The sequence below is a fragment of the Nonomuraea longicatena genome, from assembly GCF_039525605.1.
Lineage (GTDB): Bacteria > Actinomycetota > Actinomycetes > Streptosporangiales > Streptosporangiaceae > Nonomuraea > Nonomuraea longicatena.
In genome coordinates this window covers 187,178-199,566 of sequence record NZ_BAAAHQ010000001.1, presented here as the reverse complement: position 1 = coordinate 199,566, position 12,389 = coordinate 187,178, and the positions used below count along the sequence as shown (strand labels likewise).

General features: G+C 72.8%; 6 protein-coding genes. 3 read left to right on the top strand and 3 right to left on the bottom strand.

The window, feature by feature from the left end:
* Window positions 1-617: 617 nt before the first annotated feature.
* Window positions 618-3,257 carry a VanW family protein gene (locus ABD120_RS00905; protein WP_343947684.1) on the top strand — a complete coding sequence of 880 codons (2,640 nt, stop codon included), beginning with the start codon at window positions 618-620 and terminating at the stop codon, window positions 3,255-3,257.
* 30 nt (window positions 3,258-3,287) lie between these two features.
* Here ABD120_RS00905 and ABD120_RS00900 read toward each other — a convergent pair whose 3' ends face one another.
* Window positions 3,288-3,569 (bottom strand): metal-sensitive transcriptional regulator, encoded by a 282-nt coding sequence (locus ABD120_RS00900; protein WP_343947683.1) that lies wholly within the window; start codon window positions 3,567-3,569, stop codon window positions 3,288-3,290.
* Between the two features lie 113 nt (window positions 3,570-3,682).
* Here ABD120_RS00900 and ABD120_RS00895 point away from each other — a divergent pair, with 113 nt between their 5' ends.
* Together ABD120_RS00895 and ABD120_RS00890 are read left to right on the top strand one after the other, a co-directional pair.
* Complete coding sequence (locus tag ABD120_RS00895) at window positions 3,683-5,083, top strand: MFS transporter (protein WP_343947682.1); 1,401 nt, start codon at window positions 3,683-3,685, stop codon at window positions 5,081-5,083.
* Between the two features lie 37 nt (window positions 5,084-5,120).
* A complete protein-coding gene (locus tag ABD120_RS00890; RefSeq protein ID WP_343947681.1) occupies window positions 5,121-6,584 on the top strand; it encodes a multicopper oxidase family protein in 1,464 nt (487 codons plus the stop codon).
* On the opposite strand, the gene ABD120_RS00885 is transcribed toward ABD120_RS00890, so the two are convergent.
* Both ABD120_RS00885 and ABD120_RS00880 read right to left on the bottom strand, forming a co-directional pair.
* Complete coding sequence (locus ABD120_RS00885; protein ID WP_343947680.1) at window positions 6,557-7,837, bottom strand: M1 family metallopeptidase; 1,281 nt, start codon at window positions 7,835-7,837, stop codon at window positions 6,557-6,559. The two genes, ABD120_RS00890 and ABD120_RS00885, sit on opposite strands and share 28 nt — an antisense overlap.
* A gap of 9 nt (window positions 7,838-7,846) precedes the next feature.
* Window positions 7,847-12,253: a Pls/PosA family non-ribosomal peptide synthetase gene (locus ABD120_RS00880; protein WP_343947679.1), complete on the bottom strand. Its 4,407-nt coding sequence runs from the start codon at window positions 12,251-12,253 to the stop codon at window positions 7,847-7,849.
* Window positions 12,254-12,389: the final 136 nt, after the last annotated feature.

The window sequence follows — 12,389 nt, the reverse complement described above, 5'->3', positions numbered from 1 at the left end:
GAGTGGTGTTCCCCCGGGCTTCTGCCGAGAGTGACCTCCCCGTGGCACCCGGTGGCCGCGACAGCCTGAACGAACCTTCTGGACCGTCGTCGGCCGACGGCCCAGGAACGGGCGACATCTGGAACCGAGACCCATGGCCGGACCCCCCTGGCGACGGTGGTACCTCCTTCTGGCCCGAACTCCCGAACCTCTCCGCCCCCCTGCCCGGCCCGGACTCCCCCGGACGCCACACCACAGACCCCACCGGCCGAACGGACTTCCCAGGTCACGCGAACCTTCCCGGACGCGCGGACTCTTCCGGGCGCGCGGACTCTTCCGGGCGCGCGGACTCTTCCGGGCGCGCGGACTCTTCCGAGCACTCCGGTACGTCGGACCGCACGGGCACCCCGGAACCCGCAGACGCCGCCGGGGAGGCCCTTCCCCGGCGGACAGGCTCCGGCAGGCGCGGATCCTCAGGGCGTGACGCCTCCGGGCTGGGCTCCTTCGGGCGGGACTCCTTCCGGCAGGACATCTCTGCGACCGGGGGCGCCGCCGAGCCGGCCGAGACCGGCGCCGGGTGGCCGACCCCCGTCGGGCACCTCGACTCCGGCCCCACGGCCGCCCCCGATCGCCGTCCCATGGCTTGGGGCGATGCGGAGGGCGGCGGCTGGATGGCCTCCGGCGACGCGCCCCTCGTCAGCCGAGCGTCCTCGCCCGGCCCCGGCGACCGCCCCACTCCGGACGACCGGCCCACTCCGGACGACCGGCCCGCTTCCTTCGGCGAGACCCGTGCGGGCGGCTGGCCCAGCCTCGACGACGCCAGCGGCCCCCACCCGGACAACAGCACCCGTGCCCACAGGCGTCCGGACACCGGTGGGGGCACTCACTCGGGCGGCCGGCCCGAGTCCGGCGACCGGCCTCACCTCGGCGGCTGGCCCAGCCTCGACGACGACCGTTCACGCGACCACTCCGGCCGGGCCGACGACGCCCGCGCCCACAGAAGACCCGACGCCGGCGACGAGACGCGCGGCGGCCGACCGCAATCCGGCGATCAGAACCGCGCCGGCGGGTGGCCGGACACCGGCAACGAGACGCGCGCGGGCGGATGGCCCGTCCTCGGCCTCGACCCCAGCGTGGACGGCAGGCCGAACCCGGACCTGAGGTTCCCCGAAAGCGGTTTCCCCAGCGACGATGGATTCCCTGCCGGGAGCGGCCCGCAGAGCAGGGGCGGACTCCCCGCAGGTGGCGGGCCACAGAGCGGGGGCGGATTCACCACCGCAGGCACCCCCGCCACCCCGAGCGGCCCCTTCACCGCGAGCACGCCCAATGGCCCCTCCACCACGAGCGGCCCCTTCACCGCAGGCCCGCCCAACGGTTCCCCCGCCACGAGCGGCCCCTTCACCGCGGACACGCCTGGCAGTCCCTCCGCCCCGAGCAGGCCGGGCGGCCCGTCCGACATGAGCGGTGCAGGCGGCACCTCCACGAGTGGACCGGGCGGCTTCGGCGGTGGTGACTCGGGCGGGTACCCCGAGAGCCGGTTCTCCGGCGACGGCTATTCCGGAGGCGGGCGAGGCGACGGCGACGGGCCCGGCGAGGGGTCCCGTAAGCCCAAGCGCCGCCTCCCGCTCATCGCGGGCGCCGCAGTGACCGGGGTGCTGGTGCTCGCCTATGCCGTACCGGCCGTCCTGATGATGGGCGAGGTACCGCCGGACACGAAGGTCGCGGGCATCGACATCGGCGGCCTGTCCCCGCAGGCCGCCGCCGCCCGCCTGGAGAAGGAACTCGGCCCCCGCGCCGCCCGCCCGATCAAGGCCACGGCGGCGGGCAAGCAACTCCAGCTGAAGCCGTCCGAACTGGGTCTGTCCATCGACGCCGAGGCGACGGTGGCCGCCGCGACGGACGGCGCGCTGACCCCCACGGGTCTGTTCACCTCCCTGTTCGGCAGCCGCACGCTGGAGCCGGTCGTCAAGGTGGACGAGTCCACGCTGAACGCCCGCGTCACGGAGCTGGCCAAGACGGTCGACCGCAAGCCCCGCGAGGCCGTGATCACGTTCGCGGGCTTCGAACCCAAGATCGCGGCCCCGAAGTCGGGACTGTCGCTCGACCGGACGGCGGCGGCGCGCGACCTGCGGGCGGCGTTCCTGGGCGAGGGTGCGACCGTGAAGCTGGCGACGAAGACGCTGCCCCCGTCGGTCGCGGCCGACGAGGTGCGCGAGGTGGCGAAGGGCAAGGCCCGCGAGGCGGTGGCCCGCGACTTCACGCTGACGAGCGGCGCGCGCAAGGCGACGATCAGCCGTACCGACCTGGCGGCGAACCTGCGGTTCACCGGCGACGACGGCTCGCTGAAGCCGAGTTTCGACGCCGAGAAGCTGGTGCCGGTGCTGGAGCGGCAGTTGGTGGAGGCGAGCCAGCTTCCGCGCGACGCGTCGTTCAAGATCGTTTCGGGCAAGCCGAAGATCGTGCCCGATCGCAAGGGGCGCGGGCTGGACGTGGCGAAGCTGGGTCAGGTGGTCGAGGCGGCGCTCGAAGGCGGGGAGAGCACCGCCGCGGCGCCGATCAAGGTGACGCAGGCGCGGCTGACCGCCAAGGACGCGGCCAAACTGGGCATCAAGGAGCGGGTGTCCTCGTACACCACGAACCACCCGTGCTGCGCGCCGAGGGTGACGAACATCCACGCCATCGCCGACATCCTGGACGGCCACGTGGTCAAGCCGGGCGAGACGTTCTCGGTGAACACGGTCGTCGGCAAGCGCGACAAGGCCCGGGGCTTCGTCGAGGCGCCGATGATCCTCAACGGCCGGTTCGTGAACGACGTCGGCGGCGGTGTGTCGCAGTTCGTGACGACGATGTTCAACGCCGTGTTCTTCGGCGGGTACGAGGATGTGCAGCACATGGCGCACATGTACTACATCAGCCGCTATCCGGCCGGGCGCGAGTCGACGGTCTCCTTCCCGCAGCCCGACTTCCGCTGGAAGAACGACTCCAAGCACGGCGTCCTGATCAAGACCTCGTACACGAGCACCTCGATCACCGTGCAGTTCTGGGGCACCAAGCGCTACGAGATCGAGTCGGAGAGTTCGGGCCGCTACAACGTCAAGAGCTTCACGTCGCTGACGGAGTCCGGCCCGAAGTGCCAGCCGATGCCGGGTGCCGAGGGCTTCACGATCGACGTGTTCCGCGTGTTCAAGAAGGACGGCAAGGTGCTGCGCAAGCAGAAGTTCACCACCGTCTACCAGCCTGAGCCCCGCCTCACCTGCGAGAAGGAAGAGCAGGACTGAACGCCGCCACCTGCGGGTGGCGGCGTCCGGTCAGGAGCGGACCAGCCGCGCGATGGCCTCGGCGGCTTCCTTGACCTTCAGCTGAGCCTCTTCGCCGCCCTTCTGCGTGGCTTCCGCGACGCAATGGGCCATGTGCTCCTCCAGCAGGGACAACGCGAACGACTGGAGCGCGCTCGTCGCCGCGGACACCTGCGTGAGGATGTCGATGCAGTATTTGTCGTCCTCGACCATGCGTTGCAGGCCCCTGGCCTGCCCTTCGATCCTGCGCAGCCTGCGCAGGTGTTCTTGTTTGTTCTCCGTGTACCCGCTCATGTTCTCTACCTCTCCGGCATCTCACCCAAATCAACACCGTACCCCCCTACCGTATTTCACCGCACCTCGCCTACAGTAACCTGAACAACAGTGTACGAGTTATTGGAGGAGCGATGAATCGCTGGACCGTCCTGGTCCTGCTCTGCCTGGCCCAGTTCATGCTGATCGTCGACATCACCGTGGTGCAGGTCGCCCTGCCCACGATCGGCTCCGAACTGGGTCTCGACCGCGAGGCCCTGACCTGGGTCGTCACCACCTACACCCTCTGCTTCGGCGGGCTGATGGTCCTCGGCGGACGCCTCGCCGACGCGTACGGACCACGCCGCGTCCTGCTCGCCGGGCTGACCCTGTTCACGCTGGCGTCGCTGCTGTGCGGCCTGGCCCCGAACGGCACCGCCCTGATCGCCGGTCGCGCCCTCCAGGGCGTCGGCGCCGCACTGATGTCGCCGTCCGCCCTGGCCGTCATCACCGGCACCTACCACGGCGACCTGCGCAACCGGGCGCTGGCCGCCTGGGGCGCCATCGGCGGCACCGGGGCGGCCGTCGGCGTCCTCCTCGGCGGACTGCTCACGGCGGGACCGGGCTGGAGCTGGGCGTTCTTCGTCAACGTCCCGATCGGCGCGGCCGTCTTCCTGGTGCTGCCGTCGGCGCTGCGGGCCGCAGGCTCGGAGGTCACGGCCGGCACGGGGGGCCGGGTGGACGTCCCGGGCGCGCTGACCGTCACACTCGCGACGGGACTGCTGATCTACGGCCTGGTCAACGCCGGGGAGGCGGGCTGGGGCGCGGCGGGCACGCTGCTGGCGCTCGGCGGCGCGGTCCTCGGGTACGCGGCGTTCGTGCTGGTCGAGCGGAGTGTCGCCACCCCGCTGATGCGGGCGAGGACCCTGCTGCGGCGGCCGGTGCTGTCGGGCACCTTCCTCATGCTGCTGGCCACGGGCCTGATGCTGGGCCTGTTCTTCGTCAGCACGCTGTATCTGCAGCACGCACTCGGCTACAACGCGCTCCAGACCGGCCTGCTGTTCCTGCCGGTGGCGCTGGCGATCACGGCGGGCGCCCAGCTCGGCGGCAGACTGATCGGCAGGCTGGGCGGACGGCCGGTGGCCGTCGCCGCGTTCGCCCTCACCGCAGCGGGGGCGGCGCTCATGGCGCAGGTCTCCCCGGAGTCCGGCATCTGGACGACGCTACTACCAGGCTTCGTAGTTGCGGCCTTCGGTATCGGCCCGGCGTTCGTCACGGCGACCACGACGACGATGGCCAACGTCCCGCACGGCGAGGCGGGGGTGGCCTCCGGCGTCCTCAACACCTTCCACGAACTGGGCGGTTCGATCGGCGTCGCCGTCGTCTCCACCCTGGCCGCTGCGAGCCTCATGCCTGGCACGACGGAGGTCGGCGGCTTCACGGCGGCGCTCACGCTGTGCGCGGTCGCGGCGGGCGCGGCGGCGCTGGTCTCGCTGGGACTGGTGCCGGGCGGAAAGCCCGCAGGGGTGACCGTGGGCCACGGGCACGGACACTAGCCACTACTATCTCAAATAGGAGATAAGGAGTGATGTCGTGCCGGTCGTTGATCGTCGTACCTTCCTCGGGCTCGCCGCGAGTGCCACCCTCGCCGGATGCGCCACCCAGAAAGCCACTGGGCCGGCACAGGGAACCAGTGCCTTCGTCAGCCCCGGCGGCCCCGAGGTGAGCGCGGCCGAGCAGGCCAGGAAGCCCGGCCGGGTACGCGACTTCGCGCTCACCGCGACCGCGAACGGGCTCACCTGGTCGTACGGCGGCATCGTCCCCGGCAGAGAACTGCGGGTCACGGCGGGCGAGGTCGTCCGCGCCCGGCTGGACAACCGGCTGCCCGAGGCGACCTCGATCCACTGGCACGGCCTCGCGCTGCGCAACGACGCCGACGGCGTACCCGGCGTCACCCAGGAGCCGATCGCGGCCGGAGCCGCTCACACCTACGAGTTCACCGCGCCGCACGCGGGCACCTACTGGTTCCACCCACATTCGGGCACCCAGTTCGACCGGGGCCTGTTCGGGGCGCTCGTCATCGAGGACCCGGCCGAGCCGCTGGGCTACGACCAGGAGTGGGTCGTGGTCCTCGACGACTGGCTCGACGCCGACCCCGACGAGGCGCTCGCCGAGCTCAAGAAGGGCATGAGCGGCGACCACTCGATGAAGCACATGCTCATGGGCGCCACCAGCCCGCTGCTCGGCGGGGACGCCGGCGACGTGCGCTACCGCGACTTCCGGATCAACGGCCGCACCGCCGCCGACCCGCAGACGTTCACCGCGAAACCGGGCACCCGGGTGCGGATCCGGCTGATCAACGCGGGCGGAGACACCGCCTTCCGGGTGGCGCTCGACGGGCACACCATGACCCTGACGCACACTGACGGCTTCCCCCTGGCCCACAGCGAGACCGACGCCCTGCTCATCGGCATGGGCGAACGTTACGACGTGCTCGTGACGCTCAAGGACGGGCTGTTCCCGCTGGTGGCGCTGGCCGAGGGCAAGAAGGCGGTGGCCAGGGCCCTGGTGCGTACCGGCTCGGGGCGGGCGCCCGCGCCCGACTTCCGGCCGCGCGCGCTGGACGGGCGGGTGGCCCGCTACGGCAAGCTGCGCCCCGCCGAACACGTACGGTTGCCCGCCCGGCAACCGGACCGCACGATCACGCTCCGGCTGACCGGCAGTATGTCCCGATACGACTGGGCGTTCAACGGCAAACCGTACGACCCGGCCGTCCGCGAGCCGATCGCGGCGGGCGAGCGGGTGCGGCTGCGGTTCGTCAACACCACCACCATGTGGCATCCGGTGCACCTGCACGGCCACACCTACGCGCACGCCGACACCGGCATCCGCAAGGACACCTCGATTGTGCTGCCGGGCATGACGCTGGAGGCCGACTTCGACGCCGACAACCCGGGCATCTGGATGGTGCACTGCCACAACGTCTACCACCAGGAGAGCGGCATGATGACGCTGCTCGGATACCGGGTTCAGAGCGGCGGCAGCGGCTCGCGGTAGAGCCAGCGCAGGAAGAACTCCTCCAGAGGGCGGGGTGAGTAGCGTTCGGCCAGGTCGGTGAAGCGGCCGGTGGTGACCACGCCGTGCCGGTAGGCGTCGGCCCAGTTGCGCAGCAGCGCCCGGAAGGCCGGGTCGCCGAGCACCCGGCGCAGCGCGTGCAGGGTGAGCGCGCCCCGTTTGTAGACGCGGTCGTCGAACATGAGCCGGACCCCCGGGTCGGCCAGCACGAAGTCGCGCGGCCTGCCGCCCAGGCGGGTGTGCCAGCGGCGGGCGTGCGCCTCGGCGGACTCGCGGCCGGACTCCTCCGACCAGATCCACTCGGCATAGGCGGCGAAGCCCTCGTGCAGCCAGATGTCGCGCCAGTGGGCGAGGGTGAGGCTGTTGCCGAACCACTGGTGGGCCAGTTCGTGGGCGACCAGCCGCTCGTCGGCGGGCCCGAGGTGGTTGGCGCCGAAGACCGACATGCCCTGCGCCTCGACGGGGATCTCCAGCCGGTCCTCGGTGACGACCACCGTGTACCTGCCGAACGGGTAGTCGCCGAACCAGCCGGTGAACGTCCGCATCATCGCGTCCTGCCTGGCCAGACCCGAACGGGCGCGCCGCAGGAGCGCGGCGGGGGCCGCCAGCCGCTGCGGCACCTCGCCGGGCAGGTCGGCGAACCGGTAGTGGCCGACCTGGACACTGGCGAGGTAGGCGGCCATCGGCTCAGGCGAGGCGTACTCCCAGGTCGTGCGCGCGCCCGTGCGCCGCGTCGCCACCGGCTCGCCGTTGCACACCACCGTGTACGGCGCCGCCGTCGTCACCGCCACCCGGTAGGACGCCTTGTCCGACGGCCGGTCGTTGCACGGGAACCAGGAGGAGGCGCCCACCGGCTGGCTGGCCACGAGCGCCCCGTCGTCCAGTTGCTCCCAGCCGAGCCCGCCCCACGGGCTGGGCACCGGCCGGGGGTTGCCGGTGTAGCGCACCTCGACGGTGAACCGCCTGCCCTCGGGCAGCAGCCCGCCCGGCGCGATGCGCAGTTTGTCGGCCCGGTGGGTGTACCTCGCCTGTTTGCCGTTCAGCCGTACCTGCCCGATACGGAAAGGCCCGAGGTCGAGCTGCACCCGCGTCAGCGGCTCCGCCGCGACCGCGCGCAGCCTGGCGGTGCCCTCCAGCCGGTTGGGGCCCGGCTTGTAGTCGAGGTCGAGATCGTAGTGCTCGACGGCGAAGCCGGAATCGCCCCGGGAGGGGAAATAGCTGGTACCCGGTGCCACTGTCCTCCCTCATGCCGCCCTGTGCCATGCGGCCACCGGGTTGCCGTACCACCTGGTCCGCGCGGGCAGCCGTTCGCCGCGCATCACCAGCGAGGCCGGGCCGATCGTGGTGCCGCTGCCGACCGAGGCCGCGGGCAGCACCACACCGTGCGGGCCGAGTGTGGAACCCTCAGCCAGTTCGACTGTATCCACGCTCATCACCCGATCGTGGAACAGGTGGGTCTGGAGCACGCAGCCCCGGTTGACCGAGGCGCCGTCGCCGACGGTGACGAGGTCGATCTCGGGCAGCCAGTACGTCTCGCACCACACGCCTCTGCCGATCCTGGCGCCGAGGGCGCGCAGCCAGAGGTTGAACGGGGCCGTACCGAGCCACGGGGTGGCGAACCAGGGTGCGGCCAGCACCTCGACGAAGTTGTCCGCGAGTTCGCCGCGCCAGACGAACGAGCTCCACAGCGGCCGCTCGCCCGCCCGGATCCGGCCCATGAGCAGCCACTTGGCGGCGACGGTGACCGCTGCGGCGACGCCGCCGGCCAGGGCGAGGACGACCCCGCCGAGCAGCACGGCGGCGCCCGGCCCCGCCGTACCCGCGATGCGGGCCAGGGCGAGGACCACCGCGACCGCGAGGCCCGCCGTCGCGACGACGGGCACCAGCCTGCACGCCTCGACGAGGGCGCGCGCCACCCGCAGCCGCGTCGGCGGGTCGTAGGTGCGGCCGGTGTCGCCCTTCTGCGCGGTCCTGCGCAGCTTCACCGGCGGCATGCCGAGGTACGACGAGCCCGCCTTGGCCTTCTTCGGCGCCGCCGACAGCACGCCGACCAGGCCGTCCTTGGGCACCTTGCGGCCGGGGGCGGTCATCCCCGAGTTGCCGACGAAGGCGCGTTTGCCGATCCTGACGTGGCCGACGCGCAGCCGGCCGCCCGCCAGTTCGTACGGCGCGACCTTGGTGTCGTCGGCCAGGAACGCCCCGTCGCCCACCTCGGTCATCGTCGGCAGCGCCAGCACCGTGGACAGTTCGGCCTCGCGTCCCACCCGCATGCCGAGCAGGCGCAGCCACACCGGCGTGATCGCGCTGGCGTACAGCGGGAACAGCCACACCCTGGCCATCGACATCAGCCGCTCGGTCGCCCACGCCTGCCAGGCGACCCGGCTGTGGACCGGGTGGCTGCCCGCCCGCAGCCCGATCGCCAGCAGCCGTACCGCCACCAGCAGCAGGAGCGCCATCGCGGCCATCGACACGACCGTCGCCCCCACGACGGCGGGCAGGCCGCGAGCGGCGGCCAGCACCAGTACCCCCGGCACCGCCGCCACCAGCGGGATCAGGCTCAGAAGCAGCGCCGAAAGCCCGTAGGCCAGCGTCCACCTGCGGTAGCGCGGCGGCCGCTCCCCGCGGGGCGCCGCCTTCCCCTTCCGTACGGCCGGAGCCCCCGCCCACCGCTGTCCGCCCGGCACCTCGCCGCTGACCGACGAACCTGGGGCGATCTGGGCGTTCTTCCCGATCCGGGTGTCCGGCAGCAGCGTGGAGCGCGCCCCCACGCTGGCCCCGGCGCCGATCCTGATCTCGCCGATCCGCAGCCGGTCGCCGTCGAGCCAGTGACCGGCCAGATCGACCTCCGGCTCGACCGCCGCCGCCTTGCCGAGCCTGAGCAGGCCGGTCACGGGCGGCAGCGCGTGCAGGTCGGCGTCCTGGCCGACGCGGTTGCCGAGAGCGCGGGCGTAGAAGGTGATCCAGGGCGCGGCGGCCAGCCCGCCGACACCGAGCCCGGCCGCCAGTTGCTCGGCGAACCACAGACGCAGATGGACGGCGCCGCCGCGCGGGTGGTCGCCGGGCCGTACCCCGCGAAGCAGCAGCCTGGCCGCCCCCGCCGCCAGAGCGATCCGGCCGGGCGGCGTCACGAACGCCAGCACCCCTGCCGCGACCCACCACCAGGAGACGGCGCTCAGCCCGAGCAGGTTGCCCACCGCGAACGCCCCCAGCACCCAGGGAACCGCGCGGACGGTGAGCAGCGGCAGCATCAGGGCGCTCTGGACGAGCGCGGCCCGGCGCGGCATCGGCCGCACCCGCCGCCCGCTCGCCGCCGGGGTGTGGCCGAGCGTGTCGAGGTGAGCGGCCAGCGCGGACAGGGTCGGACGGTCGTAGAGGTCGGCCACGGCCACGCCGGGATAACGCGAGCGCAGCACCGACACGAGCTGCGCGGCCGACAGGCTGCCGCCGCCCATGGTGAAGAAGTCGGCGCCGGACTCCTCCGGCCGCGCCCCCAGCACCTCCTGCCAGCGATCGGCCAGCCAGCGTTCGGTCCCGTGGAAGAGCGTGCCCGCGTCGGCCACCGGCCACGGCAGGGCGTCGCGGTCGATCTTTCCGGAGGTGCGGGTGGGCAGGTGGCCGACGACCACCAGCCTGGGCACCAGCGCCTGCGGCAGCATCTCCGCCAGCCGCTTCCTGGCGGCCGCCACGTCGAAGTCCTCGCCCGCGACGACGTACCCGACCAGCACCTGGCTCTTCCCGACCACGCCACCTCGGCCATCACGGCTCCCACCCGCCGCACCCGCGCAACCGTCAACCGCCTCTGTCGCACCCTCGCGACCGCCGACCACCGCCGCCCCTCCGCGACCGTCGATCACCGCCGTCGCACCCTCGCGACCAGTGGCCGCTGCGGTCGGGACCTCGCGACCATCGACCGCCCCTGTCGGGACCTCGTGGCTCTTGACCGCCGCCGCGGCTCCGCCGACGCCCGGCAGGGTGAGGAGGGCGGCCTCCACCTCACCCAGTTCGATGCGGCGGCCGCCCAGTTTGACCTGTTCGTCGGCGCGGCCCACGAACAGCAGGCCCTCGGGGTCCGCCACGACCAGATCGCCGCTACGGTAGGCGCGCTCCCAGCCGAGCGCCTCCAGCGGGCCGTACTTCTCCCTGTCCTTCTCCACGTCCAGATACCTGGCCAGGCCCACGCCGCCGATGACCAGTTCGCCCGTCTCCCCCATCGTCACCGGCCGGCCGTCCCGGTCCACGACCGCGAGGTCCCAGCCCGCGAGGGGCAGCCCGATCCGCACCGGGCCACCGTCCTTGAGGAGCGCGGCGCAGGCGACCACGGTCGCCTCCGTCGGGCCGTACGTGTTCCACACCTCCCGCCCCGGCGTGCTCAGACGTTCGGCCAGCTCGGGCGGGCACGCCTCACCACCGAAGATCAGCAGCCGCACGCCCGCGAGCGTCTCGACCGGCCACAGCGCCGCCAGCGTGGGTACGGTCGACACCACCGTGATCCCCCGTTCGACCAGCCACGGCCCCAGATCCATGCCGGTACGCACCAGGGCCCGGGGCGCGGGCACCAGGCAGGCGCCGTTTCGCCAGGCGAGCCACATCTCCTCGCAGGAGGCGTCGAAGGCGACCGACAGCCCGGCCAGCACCCGATCGCCGGGGGCGATGGGCGCCTCCCGCAGGAACAGCCCGGCTTCGGCGTCCACGAACGCGGCGGCACTCCGATGGCTGACCGCCACGCCCTTGGGCTTCCCGGTCGACCCAGAGGTGAAGATTATCCAGGCATCGTCCCCGGGCAACGGCGACTGCGCCTTGGACTCGGCCACCCGCCGCACCACCACGCTCAGCCCCCACACCCCGCCCCGGCCACCGGCAATGCCATAAACCTCACCACCACCCGCTGCCCCACCCGCCCCAGCACCCGCACCACCCGCTGCCCCACCCGCCCCAGCACCCGCACCACCCGCTGCCCCACCCGCCCCAGCACCCGCACCACCCGCTGCTCCACCCGCCCCGGCATCCCCACCACCACCCGCACCGTTCACTTCCCCCGCACGTCCAGCACCGCCACCACTTGCACCGTCCGCTTCGCCCACCCCTCCAGTACCCCGACCGCTTACGCCGCCCGCCTCCCCCATCGGCCAGGCACCGGCACCATCCGCACCGTCTGCGCCGTCCACTTCCCCGACCACCGCCCCAGCACCGACACCAGCCGTCCCGTCCGGAATTCGTGCGGTGCCGTCCCGTGTCGAGGCGGCGCCGAGTCGCCGGGCGGCCGGGCGCCGGGTGAACTCCCGCGTGTCCAAGCCGATGATCGCGGCCACGTCGGCCTCGGCGAACACCAGCTCGGCCCGCTCGTCCGGGTCGTCGGCGTCCACCGGAACGTAGGCGGCCCCCGCCGTCAGCACCCCCAGGATGGCGACATACAGCGCGGCCGTCCCGGACGGCACCCTGACCCCGACGCGCTCCCCCGGCCCGATGCCCAGCTCGCCGAGCCGTTCGGCCACCGCCGCCGCCTCGGCGAGCAGTCCGGCGTAGGTCAGCACGCCGTGGCCGTCGTCGAGCGCGGGCGCGTCAGGACAGGTCGCCGCAGCCCGCCCGAGCACGTCCACCAGTGTGCGGGCGGGCCCGGGTGTGCGCTCGGACAGGAATACCGCGTTCGCCACCAAGGCTCACCTCATGCGATCGACGATGTGGGCCTCCGGTTGACGACTCTCGCGTCACAGCCCAGTCGCGGCGCTCCCCACGCCGCCGAGCCGTCAACGATCCCCGATTCCGGAGGTATTCCCTCACACCCCGCCC